14 protein-coding genes are annotated in these 17922 nt (G+C 71.5%); 3 read left to right on the top strand and 11 right to left on the bottom strand.

What is annotated here, in order from left to right:
- Positions 1 to 380: 380 nt before the first annotated feature.
- Positions 381 to 1388: a stage II sporulation protein M gene (locus AB5J56_RS27125; protein ID WP_369235899.1), complete on the bottom strand. Its 1008-nt coding sequence runs from the start codon at positions 1386 to 1388 to the stop codon at positions 381 to 383.
- A 118-nt stretch (positions 1389 to 1506) separates the two neighbouring features.
- On the opposite strand from AB5J56_RS27125, the gene AB5J56_RS27120 reads away from it, so the two are divergent.
- A complete protein-coding gene (locus tag AB5J56_RS27120) occupies positions 1507 to 2475 on the top strand; it encodes an RDD family protein (protein WP_369235897.1) in 969 nt (322 codons plus the stop codon).
- A gap of 48 nt (positions 2476 to 2523) precedes the next feature.
- Here AB5J56_RS27120 and AB5J56_RS27115 read toward each other — a convergent pair whose 3' ends face one another.
- Positions 2524 to 3138, bottom strand: coding sequence for a hypothetical protein (locus tag AB5J56_RS27115; RefSeq protein ID WP_369235895.1), 615 nt, complete (start codon positions 3136 to 3138; stop codon positions 2524 to 2526).
- A gap of 147 nt (positions 3139 to 3285) precedes the next feature.
- The gene (gene ahcY / locus AB5J56_RS27110; protein WP_369235893.1) at positions 3286 to 4743 is read right to left on the bottom strand and encodes an adenosylhomocysteinase; all 1458 of its coding nucleotides are present in this window, start codon (positions 4741 to 4743) and stop codon (positions 3286 to 3288) included.
- Between the two features lie 383 nt (positions 4744 to 5126).
- Between ahcY and lepB the strand changes: the two genes are divergently transcribed.
- The gene (gene lepB / locus AB5J56_RS27105) at positions 5127 to 5792 is read left to right on the top strand and encodes a signal peptidase I (RefSeq protein ID WP_369235891.1); all 666 of its coding nucleotides are present in this window, start codon (positions 5127 to 5129) and stop codon (positions 5790 to 5792) included.
- A gap of 84 nt (positions 5793 to 5876) precedes the next feature.
- Here lepB and AB5J56_RS27100 read toward each other — a convergent pair whose 3' ends face one another.
- From AB5J56_RS27100 to AB5J56_RS27075, 6 genes are all read right to left on the bottom strand, one after another.
- Complete coding sequence (locus AB5J56_RS27100; protein ID WP_369235889.1) at positions 5877 to 6854, bottom strand: cation diffusion facilitator family transporter; 978 nt, start codon at positions 6852 to 6854, stop codon at positions 5877 to 5879.
- A 121-nt stretch (positions 6855 to 6975) separates the two neighbouring features.
- The gene (gene manA / locus AB5J56_RS27095) at positions 6976 to 8127 is read right to left on the bottom strand and encodes a mannose-6-phosphate isomerase, class I (protein ID WP_369235887.1); all 1152 of its coding nucleotides are present in this window, start codon (positions 8125 to 8127) and stop codon (positions 6976 to 6978) included.
- A gap of 119 nt (positions 8128 to 8246) precedes the next feature.
- Positions 8247 to 9374 (bottom strand): SIS domain-containing protein, encoded by a 1128-nt coding sequence (locus AB5J56_RS27090; RefSeq protein WP_369235885.1) that lies wholly within the window; start codon positions 9372 to 9374, stop codon positions 8247 to 8249.
- Between the two features lie 82 nt (positions 9375 to 9456).
- A complete protein-coding gene (locus tag AB5J56_RS27085; protein WP_369235883.1) occupies positions 9457 to 9639 on the bottom strand; it encodes a Trm112 family protein in 183 nt (60 codons plus the stop codon).
- Between the two features lie 241 nt (positions 9640 to 9880).
- Positions 9881 to 11245 carry a phosphomannomutase/phosphoglucomutase gene (locus AB5J56_RS27080; RefSeq protein ID WP_369235881.1) on the bottom strand — a complete coding sequence of 455 codons (1365 nt, stop codon included), beginning with the start codon at positions 11243 to 11245 and terminating at the stop codon, positions 9881 to 9883.
- 149 nt (positions 11246 to 11394) lie between these two features.
- Complete coding sequence (locus AB5J56_RS27075) at positions 11395 to 11859, bottom strand: DUF3499 domain-containing protein (RefSeq protein ID WP_369235879.1); 465 nt, start codon at positions 11857 to 11859, stop codon at positions 11395 to 11397.
- Positions 11860 to 12134: 275 nt separating this feature from the next.
- On the opposite strand from AB5J56_RS27075, the gene AB5J56_RS27070 reads away from it, so the two are divergent.
- On the top strand, positions 12135 to 12584 hold the full coding sequence (locus tag AB5J56_RS27070) for a metallopeptidase family protein (protein ID WP_369242813.1): 450 nt from the start codon (positions 12135 to 12137) through the stop codon (positions 12582 to 12584).
- Between the two features lie 42 nt (positions 12585 to 12626).
- Here the strand turns inward: AB5J56_RS27070 and AB5J56_RS27065 are convergent, their stop codons facing one another.
- The gene (locus AB5J56_RS27065; RefSeq protein WP_369235877.1) at positions 12627 to 14192 is read right to left on the bottom strand and encodes a DUF5719 family protein; all 1566 of its coding nucleotides are present in this window, start codon (positions 14190 to 14192) and stop codon (positions 12627 to 12629) included.
- Complete coding sequence (locus tag AB5J56_RS27060; RefSeq protein ID WP_369235875.1) at positions 14189 to 17860, bottom strand: glycosyltransferase family 2 protein; 3672 nt, start codon at positions 17858 to 17860, stop codon at positions 14189 to 14191. Before AB5J56_RS27060 ends, AB5J56_RS27065 begins: the two co-directional genes overlap by 4 nt.
- Positions 17861 to 17922 lie beyond the last annotated feature (62 nt).

Below are 17922 nucleotides of genomic sequence, written 5' to 3'. Positions count from 1 at the left end.
GTACTCACCCTCTCGGGCTTTCCTCCGGGCGCTTCCCTTCGTGTTTCCAACCTTACCAGATCGTTTTCCGTTCCGTTTCCGGTCGGAATTCATTTCCGGTGGTCGTTGGAGGACCTTTGCCTATTCGATTGCCTTTCGGCTCTCTTTCGGCGAGTCCGACTTTATCAGAAGTTTTTGGCCGGACTGACCGGCCGTTCATTCCTGAGTAATCGGGAAGCTTTCTCGGGAATCGCATTCACGAGAAGCACGCAGATGTCAACCATCGCCACTGGACGTGTCCAGCTCTAGGCAACTGTTCGAATCTACCTCCCCACTCGAACCATGTCAACGGCTCTTGTGGGCGAAGAGGAGACTAACAGGTCCGCGGGGGTGCCCGCACATCAAGCGGCCGTCGGAAGAGTGGCGCTGCGTTCGGAGTCGCTGACGTCTCCGGTGTCACCGGTGCGTGCCGCGCGGCCGCCCAGGACGAAGACGTACGCCAGGAAGGCCAGCTCGGCTGCGACACCGATGGCGATGCGGGCCCAGGTGGGGAGCCCGGAGGGGGTGACGAAGCCTTCGATGGCGCCCGAGACGAAGAGGACCAGTGCCAGGCCTATCGCCATGCCCAGGGCGGCTCGGCCTTCTTCGGCGAGAGCCGTGCGGCGGGACCGGGGGCCCGGGTCGATCAGGGTCCAGCCCAGGCGCAGGCCCGTTCCTGCGGCCACGAAGACGGCGGTCAGTTCCAGGAGGCCGTGCGGGAGGATCAGGCCGAGGAACGTGTCGAGGCGGCCGGCCGAGGTCATCAGGCCGATGCCGGCGCCGACGTTGACCATGTTCTGGAGCAGGATCCAGAGGACCGGGAGTCCCAGGAAGATGCCCAGGACCAGGCACATCGCGGCGGCCTGCGCATTGTTCGTCCAGACCTGGGCGGCGAAGGACGCGGCGGGATGGCTGGAGTAGTAGGTCTCGTACTGGCCGCCGGGGCGGGTGAGCTCGCGCAGTTCGCTGGGAGTCGTGAGCGAGGACTGGATCTCCGGGTGCGTGCCGATCCACCATCCCAGGAGCACCGCGACGGTGGTGGATACGAGTGCTGTCGGTACCCACCAGTGGCGTGAGCGGTAGACGGCCGCGGGGAATCCCTGCGCGAGGAAGCGGGTGACGTCGCGCCAAGAAGCGCGGCGCGTTCCTGTCACGGTGCTACGCGCGCGTGCCACGAGTTGGCTGAGCCGACCGGTGAGCTGTGGATCCGGAGCGCTGGACTGGATCACGGAGAGATGCGTGGCCGTGCGCTGGTAGAGGGCGACGAGTTCGTCGGTCTCGGCTCCGGTGAGGCTTCGCCGGCGGCGCAGCAGCGCGTCGAGCCGGTCCCATTCGGCGCGGTGGGCGGACACGAAGACGTCGAGGTCCATCGGGTTGCCTGCTCCTCGGCTGCTCGTCGTGGGTGTCAGCTTGTCGTACTGCGGCGCGATGTGCCCTCAGCTTGGCAGACTGGCCGTTCTCGGGGCAGGTCAGGGAAGGACGGCAGGCGTGAGTGAGCTAGTGACGGGCGAGGCGGTGGCGCTGGAGCTGCGCCCCGCGAAGCTGCCGAGCCGTGCGCTGGCCGTGCTGCTCGACCTGGTCGTGGCGATGCTGGTCTATATCGCGGTGACCATCGCTCTGGTGGCTTCGACTGCCGCCCTCGACGAAGCCGCGCAGACGGCGGTCTCGATCGCGAGCTTCATTCTCGTACTGGTCGGTGGGCCCATCGCGGTGGAGACGCTCAGCCACGGTCGTTCTTTGGGAAAGCTGGCGTTCGGGCTGCGGGTGGTGCGGGACGACGGTGGGCCGATCCGGTTCCGGCACGCGCTGGTGCGCGGGGCTGTCGGTGTGGTCGAGATCCTGATGACGTTCGGGATCGTCGCGTGCATCGCCTCGCTGGTGTCGGCGCGGGGGCGGCGGCTGGGTGACGTCTTCGCGGGAACTCTGGTTGTACGGGAGCGGGTGCCGGTCGGGCACATGCCTTTCATACCTCCGCCGCCGCCCTGGCTGGCCGGGCAGTTCTCCGGGCTCGATCTGTCCGCGGTTCCGGACGGGCTGTGGCTGGCCGTCCGGCAGTACCTGACGCGGATGCAGCAGTTGGATCCGCAGGTCGGTGCGGCGATGGCGGAACGGCTCGCCAACGATCTCGCTGCTCATACGGGTGCCCCGGCGCCGCAGGGCGTTCCGCCGGCCGCGTATCTGGCGGCCGTGGTGCAGGAGCGGCAGTCGCGGGAGGCGCGGCGGGCCTTCGGCGGGGCGGCTGCCGGTGTGATCGGGCCCGTGGCGCAGCAACCGGGTGCCGCCCATGCGTATCCCTATCCCTCAGCGGCTTCCGCGTACCCGGCAGCGACCTCGGCGGCGCCGAAGCAGCCCGCGGTCCCCGGTAGCCCCGGCGCGGCGTCGGAGCAGGCTTCCCCGGCACCTCAGGGCGATCGTCAGGCCGACCGTCCCGCGACTGGGTTCGCGCCACCCGCCTGACTGTCCGCCACTTTCCTTCCGCGTAGCCGACTGAGCCCCGACACACCGTCAGGTGAACACCGACGGTGGTGATTCGAGGTGTTCCAGTTCGATGCCTGGGGCTGCGAGAACCACGTCTCCCGAGATGTGCACGGCGTGCTGCTCTCCCGTGTCCAGGGCTGTGACCTGGTATTCGTCCACCGCGAGGGGGCCGTTGTCAGTGGCGTGTGTTTCTCTCGAGATCAAGGCCCAGGACTGGTCCACGGTGCGCGGGGCGAGGACCGGGTCCGTGAAGGCGACGAGGCGCACGCGGGTCGCGGAAGCGGTAGGGGTGAGGCGAAGGAGGCGGGCGGTGGCGACGAGGAACGCGGGGGACGTGCCGGTGAAGGCGTGGGCGCGGACATTGCCTTCGGTGGCGTGGGTGCCGGTGGGGTCGGTGCGGACCCAGGTGACGCCGTCGAGCGCGGCGCCACGGACCTGCCAGCTCGCGGCGTTGAGTTCGAGACGAATGGGGCGGCCGAGCTCGTCGAGGGCGAGGTCGACGGAGCCGGCGTGGTCGCCGGAAGGAGTGGTCAGCTGGGAGACGTAGCGCCAGCCGGAGGGGCCGGGTGCGCAGTGGAAGTGCTCTTCAGCGAGAGGGGTGTGGTCGTGCGGGTCATGAAGCGAATATCGGCCGCGGGGCATGGGGGTCCTGGGTTCTGACGGGCCGGTCCGGACATGGGCAGGCCCCCGGCACGGGGGTGCGGGGGCCTGCCTGGGACCTGCTGCTGAGGGGTGCGTCAGTGCACGGACGCACCCACCGCGGGCTGGGTTACCGGCTCGGTGGCGGTATCAGTAGCGGTAGTGGTCCGACTTGTACGGGCCCTCGACCTCGACGCCGATGTACGAGGCCTGCTCGGGGCGGAGCGTCGTGAGCTTCACGCCGAGCGCGTCGAGGTGGAGACGGGCGACCTTCTCGTCGAGGTGCTTGGGCAGCACGTAGACGTCGGTCGGGTACTCGTCGGGCTTGGTGAACAGCTCGATCTGGGCCAGGGTCTGGTCCGCGAAGGAGTTGGACATCACGAACGACGGGTGACCGGTGGCGTTGCCCAGGTTCAGCAGGCGGCCCTCGGAGAGGACGATGAGCACCTTGCCGTCGGGGAACGTCCAGGTGTGGACCTGCGGCTTGACCTCGTCCTTGACGATGCCCGGGATCTGCGCGAGGCCGGCCATGTCGATCTCGTTGTCGAAGTGACCGATGTTGCCGACGATCGCCTGGTGCTTCATCTTGGCCATGTCGGCGGCCATGATGATGTCCTTGTTGCCGGTCGTGGTGACGAAGATGTCGGCCTTGTCGATGACCTCGTCCAGCGTCGTGACCTGGTAGCCGTCCATCGCCGCCTGGAGCGCGCAGATCGGGTCGATCTCGGTGACGATCACGCGGGCGCCCTGTCCGCGCAGGGACTCCGCGCAGCCCTTGCCCACGTCGCCGTAGCCGCAGACGACCGCGGTCTTGCCGCCGATGAGGACGTCGGTGGCGCGGTTGATGCCGTCGATCAGGGAGTGGCGGCAGCCGTACTTGTTGTCGAACTTCGACTTGGTGACGGCGTCGTTGACGTTGATCGCCGGGAACAGGAGGGTGCCGTCGCGGTACATCTCGTACAGGCGGTGAACGCCGGTCGTGGTCTCCTCGGTCACGCCGCGGATCTCCGAGGCGAGCTGGGTCCACTTCTGCGAGCCGTCGGTGATGGTGCGGTTGAGGAGTTCGAGGACGACGCGGTGCTCGTCGTTCTCCGCGGTGTCGACCGAGGGGACCTTGCCGTCCTTCTCGTACTTGACGCCGTTGTGGACGAGGAGGGTGGCGTCACCACCGTCGTCCAGGATCATGTTCGGGCCGCCGGTGGGGGTGTTCGGCCAGGTCAGCGCCTGCTCCGTGCACCACCAGTACTCCTCCAGCGTCTCGCCCTTCCAGGCGAAGACCGGGACGCCCTGCGGGTTGTCCACCGTGCCGTTCGGGCCGACCGCGATGGCGGCGGCGGCGTGGTCCTGGGTGGAGAAGATGTTGCAGGAGGCCCAGCGGACCTCGGCGCCGAGGGCGACCAGGGTCTCGATGAGTACGGCGGTCTGCACGGTCATGTGCAGGGAGCCGGTGACGCGGGCGCCGGCCAGCGGCTGCGCCTCGGCGTACTCCTTGCGGATCGACATCAGGCCGGGCATCTCGTGCTCGGCGAGGGTGATCTCCTTGCGGCCGAACTCGGCCAGGGAGAGATCGGCGACCTTGAAGTCCTGCCGGTTGTCGACAGTCGTCATGGAGAGCTGCTCCTCGGGGTTGGGGCGAGGTGGATACGGCTGGTCTGCGCGGCGGCGGGCACATGGGTGCCCTGGCGAGGGCACAGACGTGCCCACGGTGCGCGCAGCGCAGTCCGTCGGAGGCCCTCTCTCCCTCGGCCGGTCCGCGGTGGGACCGCCCGACCGCCATCAGCAGCGACGTCTGGCTCAGTCACCAAGCTACACCGGTCGCCGGGCACGCCCCAGTCCGCCTCCGGAGCCGGAGGTGCTCCCGGCGAACGGGGCAGGCGTGCGGGACGGGGTGGACCGCGCCTGTCCGCGGGGACCCGAGGGCCATCACCATGCGTTCACGGAGGACCGCTAGTTTTGCGCCCGCGGATGCGCCGCACGGGGAGGGAGCAGCAATGCGCAGGGGACGGGGTCAGGCGGTCACGGCCTGGCTGTTGGGGCCTTTGGGGCTGGTGATTCTGGTCGGCTCACTGTTGTACGCACGGTCGGCGTACACGTCGGTGACGGTGGCGAGCGAGAGCATGGCGCCCACGTACACCGTCGGGCAGCGGCTCGTCGTGGAGCGGCTGGACGGCGACGAGGTGCGTCGGGGGGACATCGTGCTCTTCGACGCGCCCGAGACGGAGATCAACGGAGCCGTGATCAAGCGGGTGGTCGGGGTCGGCGGTGACCGGGTGGTGTGCTGCCGGGGCGAAGGGGCGGACGAGCGGATCACGGTGAACGGGAAGCCGCTCGACGAGCCGTACGTGAAGGACGGCATCGCGGACGGGGTCAAGCCGTACGACGTGAAGGTGCCGGCGGGACGGTTGTTCCTGCTGGGCGATTACCGGAAGAACTCGATGGACTCGCGCTTCTACACGAGCGGCGGTCACCAGGGCACGGTGGCGGACGGGGCCGTGCTGGGCCGGGTCGTCGACGGGTCCAGTGGGGCCGTGGTGTGGCTCGGGGCCGCGGTGTTCGGGCTCGTCGTCGCGCTGGTCGGGCTCGGCTTCGGGATCGCCGCCTTCGTCGTACGGCGGCGGGTGGTGCCTCCGATGCCGCCGTGGCCCGTGCAGGTGTGAACGGACTCGGGGGCCCGCCTGAAGACAGGCGAGCCCCCGAACACGTAAGCGAGAAGAGCGAAGAGAAGCGCGTACGCGTGGAAATCAGTGGCCGGTGGTCTGTGTTGGTCCTCCGGGCGTGGCCTCGCGGTCCGCGCCCTTGGCCGCCTCGGCCTCGCTGTAGATGTCCGGCTCCAGGTAGATCACGCGGGCGATCGGGACGGAGGCGCGGATGCGGGCCTCGGCCGCGTTGATGGCGGAGGCGACCTGGGCGGCCGTGTCGTCGTGCTGGACGGCGATCTTGGCGGCGATCAGCAGCTCCTCCGGGCCGAGGTGGAGCGTGCGCATGTGGATGACGCCGGTGACCGTGTCGCCGTCGACGATCGCGGCCTCGATCTTCTTGACCTCGTCGACGCCCGCGGCCTCGCCGAGCAGCAGGGACTTGGTCTCGGCGGCCAGGACGAGCGCGATCAGGATGAGCAGGATGCCGATGCAGAGGGTGCCGATGCCGTCCCACACACCGTCGTCGGTAAGCAGCGCCACGCCGACGCCGCCGAGCGCGAGGACCAGACCGATGAGCGCGCCGAAGTCCTCCAGGAGGACGACGGGCAGCTCGGGGGCCTTGGCGCGGCGGACGAACTGCGCCCAGGACAGCCCGCCGCGCAGCTGGTTGGACTCCTTGATGGCGGTGCGGAAGGAGAAGCCCTCGGCGATGATCGCGAAGACGAGGACGCCCACCGGCCAGTACCAGTGCTCGATGTCGTGCGGGTGCTTGATCTTCTCGTAGCCCTCGTAGACGGCGAACATGCCACCGACCGAGAAGAGGACGATCGAGACGAGGAAGGCGTAGATGTACCGCTCGCGGCCGTAGCCGAACGGGTGCTCCGGGGTCGCCTCGCGCTCGGCCTTCTTGCCGCCGATCAGGAGCAGGGCCTGGTTGCCGGAGTCGGCGAGCGAGTGGACGCCCTCGGCGAGCATCGAGGACGAACCGCTGAAGGCGAACGCCACGAACTTCGATACCGCGATCGCGAGGTTGGCGCCGAGTGCCGCCACGATCGCTTTGGTGCCGCCTGAAGCGCTCATGTGCTCCTGCTGTCCCTTCGTACGCCGTCCCGCGACCGGTTCGTACTCTCGTACGCCGTCCAGGCCTTTGCCCCTGCTTTGCCGGTGGGCCATTCTTGCAGCCCGGTCGGACAGCGGCGCGTCAGGCCACCACAGTGGCTCGGAAGACGGAGCCCGCACCGGAGACACCGGCCTGTTCGCCCGCCGGCACGAACACGGACTCGCCCGGGGCGAGCACGTGCTCCCCGGCCCGTACGGAACCCGCGGTGCACAACAGGATCTGCGGGGTCGTCAGGGTCAGGTCGTGCGAGGCCGCGCCGTCGGGGAGGACGTAGCGGGAGAGGCGGAACTCGTCGATGGGGGTCGCGTAGACCTCCTCGCCGTCGGGGGCCGCCTCCGGGCGCAGCACGCCGGGGTCACTCGCCTCGAAGCGGACGATGCGCAGGAGTTCGGGGACGTCTACGTGCTTGGGGGTCAGGCCGCAGCGCAGGACGTTGTCGGAGTTGGCCATGATCTCGACGCCGAGGCCGTTCAGGTACGCGTGCGGGACTCCGGCGCCGAGGAACAGGGCCTCGCCGGGCTGGAGTCGGACGTAATTGAGGAGCATCGCCGCGATCACGCCCGGGTCGCCCGGGTAGTGGTGGGCGATGTCGGCGTACGGGGTGTAGGCGCCGCCGAGGCGGGTGCAGGCCGCCGCGGCCTCGGTGACCGTGTGGGCCATCTCGTCGCGGTCGGCGGAGAGCAGGGCCGTGAGGACCTCGCGCAGCGCGGCCTCTTCGGGGTGGGCGTGCAGCAGGTCGACGTACGGCTTCAGGGAGTCGACGTCCAGGGCCGCGAGCAGGTCGGCGGCCTCGTCGGGGGCGCGGAAGCCGCACAGGCCGTCGAACTCGGTGAGGGCGCAGATCAGTTCGGGCTTGTGGTTGGCGTCCTTGTAGTTGCGGTGCGGGGCGCCGACCGGGATTTCGCGGCGCTCCTCGTCCTCGTAACCCTCCCTCGCCTGTTCGAGGTTGGGGTGCACCTGGAGGGAGAGAGGGGCGCCCGCGGCGAGGATCTTGAGGAGGAAGGGGAGGCGCGGGCCGAACTTGGCGACGGCCGCCGCGCCGAGTTCCTTCTCGGGGGCCTCGTCGATGATCTCGGTGAGGGGACCGCGCGCGGTGCGCGAGGGCGCGCCGGGGTGGGCGCCCATCCACATCTCCGCCTGCGGTTCGCCGGTCGGCTCCACGCCGAGCAGCCGCGGGATGGCGGTGGTGGAGCCCCAGGCGTAGGGGCGGACGGTGTTCTGGAGGCGGTCCATGGTGTGTCTTCTTCTCCGTACGTACGCTGTTCAGCGGGCGTGACCCGAGATGCTCACGTCGCGCGGGCCACGATGCTCACGCCACGTGGAACACGATGCTCACGGGGCGTGAGCCAAGGTCAGGCCCTTGAAGCGAGCGCCAGGTAAACGGCGGCGAAATCCGTGACGGCGATCAGCTCCGCGAGGGTCTCCAGATCGGTGCCCTCCTCGGGTTCGAGCTCGCTGATCGCGGTGTCGTGGCTGAGGGCGAGCTCGCGGGCCGAAGGGGCTGCGCTCAGTCCGCCGATCGGGCGGTCGCGGAGCAGCACCACGCGCGCGTGCAGGGCCTGTGCCTCCTCGACCCGGTCGCGGAAGAAGTCCTCGGGGTCCGCTCCTGCGGCGAGTGCGCCCGCGAGCAGGACGCTGTGCGAGGCGAGTGCCTCGGGGAGTTCGGCGGTGAGGGCCGGGCGGCCCGCCAGTTCGGCGAGGGCGGCGGTGAAACGGCGGCCCGCGGGTCCGGCGGAGATGCCCTCCGTCCAGATCACCGGGAGTGCGTCGGCCAGCTCGGCAGCGAGGGTCTTGGCGGGGTTGCTGTAGGCCGCGATGGCCGGGCCGCAGCGCTCGGCGACGAGGTCGAGGCGGTCGGCGACCTTCTGGAGCGTCTCGGGCGGCGCCGCGAGCAGGCCGGTGCGGTCCAGGAGCGCGAGCAGCGGAGTGAGCAGCGCCCACAGGACGCCGGGCGCGGACGCGGCGAACGGCGTCTCCGGCTCGTACGGGGCGCTTGCCATCGGTACGAACAGGCCGTGCGCGCCTTCTACCGACTCGGTCAGCGGGGAGTGCGCGGGGGCTACGGCGGCGACGGTGCAGCCGCGCCGGTACGCCTGCTCGACCAGCAGTGAAAGGCCCGGCTCGGAGCCGTCCGGGGTGGCGATCAGGAGCAGGTCGACGGGGCCTGCCCAGCCCGGCAGCTCCCAGCGCAGGGCGCCGGATGCGGGAGCCACACCGGTGGGGGTGAGCCGGGTGACGGGGCAGCTCGCGCCGGCGAGGGTGCCGAGGAATTCGGCGACGCCCGTGGCGGCCAGGCCGGGGCCGGCGATCATGACGGCGCGTGGGCGGCCGTCCGGTTTCAGCTCCGGGATGCCTGCCTCGGTGGCATGCCGGACCGCGGTGCGCACGCGGGCGCCGGCCTCGGCGGCGCCGCGCAGCAACTCACGCCGGTCTGCGCGGGCGAGCGCCTCGGGGTCGTCGAGCAGCGATTCGTCGAGCATGGGTCGGCAGTCTCCCATCGCCGGGTACGTCCGGTGGGGCGCGGCCGCCGGGTACGTCCGGCGGGTCGCGTCGGTGCGTCGCTTATGCGGGGCGGCGGGCCTCGTCGACGAGCAGTACGGGGATGCCGTCCCGGACGGGGTAGGCGAGGCCGCAGGTCTGGCCGGTGCAGACCAGCTCCGCCTGGCCGTCCGTGTCCTGCTCCTTGAGCGGGGCGTGGCAGGCGGGGCAGGCGAGGATCTCCAGGAGCCCGGCTTCGAGCGGCATGAGGTGTCCTTCCGAACAGAGGATGCGGCCTGGTCAGGGTACCGCCGTGGCGCGCGGGGCGCCGGTCCCTGTGGACGGGGTCCGGCGCCGGAGTGGGGGCGTCTGAGTTTTTCGCCCCCTCCGCCCCTTCCCGTCCCGTTGTCCTGGGGGCTGTGCCCCCTCTCCCCCCGTATCGCGCTTCGCGCTCGTCCTCAAACGCCGGACGGGCTGAAAGATCCTCCCCAGCCGTTGAGATGCCCGCTCAGCCCCTGATGATCTCCAGGACCTCGTCCCGCACCTTCGTCATCGTCTTCTCGTCCCTGGCCTCCGCGTTCAGGCGCAGCAGGGGTTCCGTGTTGGAGGGGCGGACGTTGAACCACCAGTCGGCGGCGGTGATCGTCAGGCCGTCGAGTTCGTCGAGGGTGACGCCCTCCTGGCCCTCGTACGCCGTCTTGATGGCGGCGAGGCGGGCGGTCTGGTCGTCGACCGTGGAGTTGATCTCGCCGGAGGCGGCGTAGCGATCGTACTGCGCGACGAGAGCGGAGAGCGGGCCCTCCTGGCCGCCGAGGGCCGCGAGGACGTGGAGCGCGGCGAGCATGCCCGTGTCCGCGTTCCAGAAGTCCTTGAAGTAGTAGTGCGCGGAGTGCTCGCCGCCGAAGATGGCGCCGGACTTGGCCATCTCGGCCTTGATGAAGGAGTGGCCCACGCGGGTGCGGACCGGGGTGCCGCCGTTCTCGCGGACGACCTCGGGGACCGACCACGACGTGATCAGGTTGTGGATGATCGTGCCCTTGCCGCCGTGCCTGGCGAGCTCGCGGGAGGCGACCAGCGCGGTGATGGCGGACGGCGCGACCGGGTCGCCCTGCTCGTCGACGACGAAGCAGCGGTCCGCGTCGCCGTCGAAGGCGATGCCGAGGTCGGCGCCCTCCTCGCGCACCCGCTTCTGCAGGTCGACGATGTTCTTCGGGTCGAGCGGGTTGGCCTCGTGGTTGGGGAACGTGCCGTCCAGCTCGAAGTACATGGACACGAGGTCCAGGGGCAGGCCGGCGAAGACGGTGGGGACCGTGTGTCCGCCCATGCCGTTGCCCGCGTCGACGACGACCTTCAGGGGGCGGATGGAGGTCAGGTCGACAAGGCCGCGGAGGTGCGCCGCGTAATCCTCCAACGTGTCCCGCTGCGTGATCGTTCCCGGTGTCGCGTCCGAGGACGGGGCGCCCGAGTCGACCCAGGACTCCACGAGTTGGCGGATCTCGACGAGGCCGGTGTCCTGGCCGACGGGTGCGGCACCCGCGCGGCACATCTTGATGCCGTTGTACTGCGCGGGGTTGTGGGAGGCCGTGAACATGGCGCCCGGCAGGTCGAACGCGCCCGACGCGTAGTACAGCTGGTCCGTCGAGCACAGGCCGATCTCGGTCACGTCGACGCCGCGCGCCGCCGCACCGCGCGCGAAGGCACGCGACAGGCCTGGCGAGGAGGGCCGCATGTCGTGCCCGGTCACGATCGCGGTCGCGCCGGTCACCTGGACGAAGGCCGCCCCGAACAGCTCGGCCAACGACTCGCCCCACTGGTCCGGGACCACCCCGCGTACGTCGTACGCCTTCACGAGCTGCGACAGATCAGCAGTCACGGCCAACCCTTCAGAAGTCCACTTCGGTCACCCCAAACTACCCGCCCCGGCTGACAGTCCGCTGTGAAGCGGCTGGTCGGACTCCCAGTCGTAACGCGTGGTCAGAAGACTCGAAGGACTCAGTTGCCCGGACTGCCCAGTGCAGGGACTCAGTTGTCCGGCGAGCGCAGCACCCGGAGGTGGCCGCGGCGCGCGACCTCCATCGGGTCCACCGTGCGTGCGCTGCTGCCGGCCTCCGCCGTGCGCTGCTGCGGACGGGCCGCCTCGCGCACCGCGTTGGCGAGCGCTTCGAGGTCGTCACCGCTGGGGCGGGTCGGGCCGGAGGAGTCGGCGAGCCGGACGACCTCCCAGCCGCGCGGTGCGGTGAGGCGTGCGGCGTGCTCGGCGCACAGGTCGTAGCAGTGGGGTTCGGCGTAGGTGGCGAGCGGGCCGAGGACCGCGGTCGAGTCGGCGTAGACGTACGTCAGCGTCGCGACGGCGGGACGGCCGCAAGCGGTGCGCGAACAGCGACGTACAGGGCTCACGACGTTGGACGGTACCGCACTCTTGAGCGGGCCGCGACGACTCGCCCCGAGGTCACCCCACCGTGTCGTGGTGTGAAACGGCCCACACAACTCCCCCTGCGCGCCGCGCTGACCAGGCGAGACAACGCTCGTCGAGATACCGAACAGACCTGAATCCGATCACCACTTGGTGCAAACCCCGTCAATTACCTTGAGATCGATGGTCTTGGAGGGATACGGAATCGAGCCCAAGCTTGGCCGGAATGGTCATCGGGTGACATCTGGAACGGTCATCGGGCGACATGGCGGGCCTGCTTCCCGGGACCTTCCCGTGGCCGCGTGGGTGCCGGGCGCCCGGAGCGTGTGGGGACTACGCTGCGCCAGTGATGGACAACCCCGTACCGCCCCGCGCCGCCGCACCCGGGCCCCGCCGCCGTGATCGCCATGGACGGGGCATGCGCGGCCCCGTGGCACCGCCGCAGGTGCCGCTCTCCGCGAGCCGTGCCGAGGTCTTCTCGGACCTGGTGCAGGACTCCGTGGAGCGGCTCGAACGGCGCTGGCCGCAGCTCGCCGACATCGACTTCCTCGTTCTCGAGGTGCCGCGCCTGGAGGGCTCCGGCGACGGCTGGAGCGACGAGGCCGTGCCCCTCGGCGGCACGGTCCCGGCGCGTGAGGGGCATCGCGCGCGTGTGGTCGTCTACCGGCGCCCGGTGGAGATCCGCACCAAGGGCCGCGACGAGCGGGCGGCCCTGGTGCACGAGGTCGTCGTGGAGCAGGTCGCGGAGCTGCTGGGGCTCACCCCGGAGACGGTGGATCCGCGCTACGGCGAGGACTGAGACCCCGCCATGAGCCCGGCCGGGGAACCGGCCGGGCCGGGGTTACTTCTGCAGCACCGAGAGGTCCTGCTCCGCCTGCGGCACCGCCACCGTCCCCCGGTCGTCCGGGAGGGTCTGCACCGTGAAGCCGGGAACGCCGCCCTCGGTGACGGCGAGCGTCCGGGAGGCGTAGACCGGGCCTCCGGAGAGCGGCTCGACCGTCAGCGCGTACGTCCCCTTGAGGCCGCTCGGGAGCGGCAGTTCGACGTTCTGGGTGGTGCCGCCCTTGATCGTGTACGTCTTCGTCGCCGCCGTACCGCCCTCGCTGCCCCCGGAGGCGGTCACCTTGACCTTCGCGGTCGCGTCGGGGGCGGCCAGGGTCAGGGTGGAGCCCTTGGCGCTGTTGTCGGCGACCGTCGCGCGCGTGCCCACCGGAGCGACGGCGGGGATGAACGCGGTCTCCTGCTTGTCGCCCTTGCCGCGCACGACCCGCAGGGCGGCCACGACCGGCACCGCGTTCTCGGTGGGCGTGAGCACCAGGGAGCCCGCCTCGCCGCGTGTGAGGGCGCCGAGGTCGACGGCGGTGGTCATGCCGGACTTCACGTGCAGCGTCTCGTTCCCGGCGGGGGTGATCAGCCCGGTGGGCGTGGAAAGGCGCACCTTCAGGTCGGCGTCGTCGTCACCGCGCGCGAAGGCGACCAGGCGCACGGAGGTGGCGTCCTTGGGGATGCCGGGCAGGACGAGGCTGCTCGAGGGGTCAGTGGAGGCGGCCAGCCAGTCGCCGCCCAGCTTGTCGTCCAGCGCCTGGACGGCGGCGCCGACCCGGCCGCTGCGGACGCTCACATGGACGGTGACGTTGGTCTGCTGCTCGTCGGTGAGCGTGGACAGCAGGATCGGCTCGCTGGAGTGCGGCTGGACCGTGATGCCGTCCGCCACCGACGACTTGAGGGCGCCGTCCTTGCCGTACAGCTCGATGTCGACCACGGCGGTGGAGTCGTCGGGGTTGGTCAGGTGTACGTAGTCGGTGCGGTCGTCGGCGGTGCTGGCGCCCGGGAACCAGAACTCGGTGTCCGGGGCGGTGCAGTTGGTGCCGAGCAGTCCGCGGCCGGTGCCCGCGGCGACCTCCGTGGTCTGCTGGACGGTCCAGCCCGGCGCGAACCTGCCCTCGGCGGTGCCGACGAGCGCGGGCGCGTCGGCACCGGAGCTGTCGCCGGTCGTCGGCTTGCCGGGCTCCTTGCCCTCCAGCACGGGCTTGTCGGTCTTGCCGGAGTCCTTACCGGCTTCCTTGCCGCCGTCCTTCTTGTCGGTCTTCTTGCCGGCCTTGCCGTCGGTCTTCTTGTCGTCGCTCGTGGCGGCGCCGTCCCCCGACTCCTCGGTCGCGGACCGGAGTTCGGCCGTGCCGCTCGTGCCCGTGCCCTGGGAGACGGGCGTGAACGACGTGTACGCGGTCTCGGCGAGGTCGGAGAGGCTGGGCGCCGGGCAGAGCAGGCTGGTGCGCTCGACGGGCAGCCTGGCGGCGGCCTTCGCCGTGTCACCGCCGGAGGCGGCCGGCGCGGAGAGCGCGGCGAATCCGGTGACGGCGGCGAGAGCGGTGGTGCCGGCGATCAGGGACAGGGTGGTGCGGTTCACTGCTGGCTCCCGTCGGGGCGCTCACTGTCGGTGCCGTGCGGCGGTTGCGGCGGCATCGGGGGCTGCGCCGGGTCGTACGCCGCCGGGTCGTAACCCTGGGTGTACGTCTGGTCGTACGACGTCTGCGTCCCCCCGTAGGCGTACGGGTCGTACTGGCCGCCCTGATAGGGGTCCGCCTGGTACGGCTGCTCGTACGTGCCCGCCGGGTACTGCTGCTGCTGCCCCTGGTACTGCTCGCCGCCGTAGGTGCCGTACTCGGCGCCCGCGTAGCTCGGCGTCTCCCAGTCGCCGTACGACTGCTGCTGCGGGACCGCGACGGGAGCCTCGGGCACCTCCTCCGGAGGAGGCGGGGTGTCGTGGTCCTGGGCGGTGTCCTGGCCTGCTTGTTCGGCCTGTTCCGCCTCGGCCTGGGCGCGCAGGCGGCGGGCGCGGCGGCCCTCTCCGGTGACCTCCTGGGCGGGCACGACGGGCTCCTCGGGGAGGTCGTCGTCGATGTCCCGGCGCCGCCCGGGCAGGGCGAGCACCACGAGGACGACGGCGAGCGCTCCCTGCGCCCACAGCCAGCCGGTGTGGCTGACGGGGGCGTCGAAGGTGACGTCCAGCTTCCCACCGGAGGTGGGGAGTTCGAAGCCCTGTGCCCAGCCGTCGAGCGTGGTGCGGGTGAGCGGGGTGCCGTCGAGTGTTGCGGTCCAGCTCTCGTCGGCGGTGTCGGCGAGGCGCAGTACACGGCCCGCGGCGCCGGACGGGATGGTGGTGTGGAGGTCGACGGGGCCCGCGGCGATGGGTTGCGGGTCACCGGACTTGGGGACGATCGCGGCGCGCGAGACCTGCCGGTCGACGCGCCACAGGGCGCTGCCGTCCTGCTGGCTGAGCCGGGTCAGTCCGGGCGTGGCGTCCAGGACGCGGCTCGTCTCGCGGGGCGCGCCCTTGTGGACCAGTACGTAGCGCACGGCGAAGCCGCCGAGTTCGTCGGCCTGGTCGGCGCCGGAGCCGGCCACCAGGTTGGCGACGACCTTGTCGAGCTTCTTGTTCTCGCCGCTCTCCGCGGCGAGTTCGGCGTCGCCGAGGCGGGCGCCGGAGCCGCGGACCAGGGTGTAGCCGACCCTGGCCGCCGAGGGGCTGTCGAGGACGAGGGTGCGGGCCTGGTCGCGGGTGCCGCTCTCCTCGGCGACGAACGCGGGCACCTGCACCGGGTCGCGGCGCTCCACGGGTCCGTCGGCGCCGCGGATCATCCATCCGGCGGCGACGAGCAGCGGGCCCGCGGCGGCGGCGAAAGCGATGAGGGCGGCGACCGGCTGGCGCCAGCCGAAGCTCTGCTCGGCGACACGCGCGCGTGCCCCGTCGGCGCCGAGCGCGGCGGCGGCGAGGAGGGCGAGGCCGTAGACGAGGGTGGCGGGCCCGGCCCATGTGGAGCCGTTGGACAGGACGGCGAAGACGAGTGCCACCAGGGCGACCGCCCACGCCGTCCAGATCCCGGCCTGGCGCTCGGAGCGCAGCAGGGCGGCCAGTGCCGCCAGCACGATGCCGATGAGCATCAGTCCGTTGACGGTGCCGGGGCCGCCCGGGCTCGCGCCGAGCAGGCCGAGCGCGGAGGCCGCACCGTCGCCGTACTCCAGACCGGCCTCCTTGAAGAAGCCGAACGGGAGCAGCGTCAGCGACCAGGGCGCGAGGATCAGCAGCGGGGTGCCGAGCTGGGCCAGGAAGCGCAGCCCGTAGGCCGCGATGTCGCTCCGGCGGACTGCCAGTAGGGCGAGGCCGAGGACCAGCGCGATGGGCCACACGATCGGCGTGAAGGCCGTGGTGAGCGTCAGCAGCAGGGCGTACGCCCAGGTGGCGCGCCAGCTGCCGCGCGACCCTGAGGAGTGGGCGAGGCCGCTCGCGGCGATGCCCGCGCGCGCGATGAGCGGCAGCAGGATCGCGAGGACGGCGGTGCCCAGGCGGCCGCCGGCGAGCGCGCCGGCGGCGGCGGGCAGGAAGGCGTACGCGACGGACGCCCAGGCGCGCAGCAGCCGCGACTCGACGAGGGGCCGCGAGGCGAAGTAGGCGGTGAAGCCGGCCAGCGGCACCGAGCAGACGAGGAGCACGGTGACCGCGAGCCCGGTGGAGCCGAAGAGCAGGCTGGAGAGCATGGCGACGAGCGCGAGATAGGGCGGCGCGGACTGGGTGCCGCCCGCGCCCACCGGATGCCAGCCGTCGAGATAGCGCGACCAGAGTCCGGAGGAGTCGGCCGGCGCGGGCAGCAGCGCGCCGCCCGCCAGCGCGCCCCCGCCGAGCAGTTCGCGGCAGGCGATGAGCGAGGCGAACAGCAGGACCACGAAGAGCATCGGGCCGGGCTTGCGGGCCACGCGCTTGAGCCTGGCGAACTGTTCGACCTCCAGGAAGTCGGCGTCGTCGCCGCCGGGACCGGACTCGACGGCGCCGCCGTGCCGTCCGGCCCCGGGGGTGACCTCCGGGTCGGAGCCGCCTACGAGGCTGCCCGCGACCTGTTCGATCGTGGCCCGCACGGTCGCGCCGGGGGGCGGGAACAGGGCGCGCAGTTCGCCCTTGTCGATCTGGGGGCGGCCGCGTCGGCGGCGGCCCGCGATGATCCGCTCGGGGCGCAGCAGCGTCCCCAGGAGGCCGCGGATCTCGGCGGCGGCCTGGCCGGGGACCTTGCCGACGAGATACGCGACGGTGCGCACCAGGGTGCCGAGGACGAGCCGGATGAGGATCCAGGGCAGCGCCGCCGTACGGGCGTTGACGAGCAGGGTGTAGGCGGCGCCGGCCTTGTCGACCTTGTGCGGGGACGCGGAGGTGCGGCCCACGCAGTCGACGGTGCGGCGCTCGCGGGAGGCGGCCTCGGCGTGCCGTACGACCGCTTCGGGGGCGATCAGGACGCGGTGGCCCGCGGCCGTGGCCCGCCAGCACAGGTCGACGTCGTCACGCATCAGGGGCAGTCGCCGGTCGAAGCCGCCGAGCTGCTCGAAGACATCGCGGCGGATCAGCATGCCGGCCGTGGACACGGAGAGCACCGGCCGTACGTGGTCGTGCTGGCCCTGGTCCTGCTCGCGGCGGTCCAGGCCCGTCCAGCGGCGGCCGGAGTGGGCGATGGTGACGCCGACTTCCAGGAGCTGCTTGCGGTCGTACCAGCCGCGGAGCTTGGGGCCTACGACGGCGACCTCACGGCCGAGCTCCGCCTCGTTCTCGACGACCCGGAGCAGCTGGGACAGGGCGTCCGGCTCGGGGGCGCAGTCGTCGTGCAGCAGCCACAGCCACTGCTCGGGCTCGCCGTGCGGGAGCTCCGGCAGGTCGTACGCGTCGTCGCGCCAGGTGCGGGTGACGGGGTCCCAGCCGCTGGGGCGCTTCAGGTAGGGCAGGTCGTCCGGGGTCAGTACGCCCGCGTTGCGGGAGGCCTCCTCGACGGCCTGGCCGAAGCCGGTGCGCCGGGCGAGGTGCTGGACCCGGTCGGCGCCGAGCGCGTCGGTGAGCAGTTGGGCGGAGTCGTCCGCGCTGCCGGTGTCGGCCGCCACCGCGTTCTGCACGGGGCGCTCCTGGCCGAGCAGCCCGGCGAGTGCCTCGGGCAGCCAGCGGGCGCCGTCGTGGGAGACGAGCACCGCGGTCACCACGTGGCGCGGGAACTCAGGGGTGGCAGGGTCGCGTTGGGCTGCCGAATGGCTGTGCACGGACATCGAGGTACGGGCCCCGGTTCGATGGACTGCGGTGGACGTCTGTGTCCGGCGGGGACAGCGTG

The sequence above is a fragment of the Streptomyces sp. R21 genome (assembly GCF_041051975.1).
GTDB lineage: Bacteria > Actinomycetota > Actinomycetes > Streptomycetales > Streptomycetaceae > Streptomyces.
Note: the sequence above shows the minus strand (reverse complement) of the source record. Positions and strands in the feature narration are given on the sequence as shown.

Excerpts from the sequence above, each read along its gene's own strand:
- AB5J56_RS27115 (WP_369235895.1), bottom strand. The coding sequence starts at position 3,138 with ATGCCCCGCGGCCGATATTCGCTTCATGACCCGCACGACCACACCCCT.
- ahcY (WP_369235893.1), bottom strand. The coding sequence starts at position 4,743 with ATGACGACTGTCGACAACCGGCAGGACTTCAAGGTCGCCGATCTCTCC.
- lepB (WP_369235891.1), top strand. The coding sequence starts at position 5,127 with ATGCGCAGGGGACGGGGTCAGGCGGTCACGGCCTGGCTGTTGGGGCCT.
- AB5J56_RS27125 (WP_369235899.1), bottom strand. The coding sequence starts at position 1,388 with ATGGACCTCGACGTCTTCGTGTCCGCCCACCGCGCCGAATGGGACCGG.
- AB5J56_RS27085 (WP_369235883.1), bottom strand. The coding sequence starts at position 9,639 with ATGCCGCTCGAAGCCGGGCTCCTGGAGATCCTCGCCTGCCCCGCCTGC.
- manA (WP_369235887.1), bottom strand. The coding sequence starts at position 8,127 with ATGGACCGCCTCCAGAACACCGTCCGCCCCTACGCCTGGGGCTCCACC.
- AB5J56_RS27090 (WP_369235885.1), bottom strand. The coding sequence starts at position 9,374 with ATGCTCGACGAATCGCTGCTCGACGACCCCGAGGCGCTCGCCCGCGCA.
- AB5J56_RS27100 (WP_369235889.1), bottom strand. The coding sequence starts at position 6,854 with ATGAGCGCTTCAGGCGGCACCAAAGCGATCGTGGCGGCACTCGGCGCC.
- AB5J56_RS27060 (WP_369235875.1), bottom strand. The coding sequence starts at position 17,860 with ATGTCCGTGCACAGCCATTCGGCAGCCCAACGCGACCCTGCCACCCCT.
- AB5J56_RS27070 (WP_369242813.1), top strand. The coding sequence starts at position 12,135 with ATGGACAACCCCGTACCGCCCCGCGCCGCCGCACCCGGGCCCCGCCGC.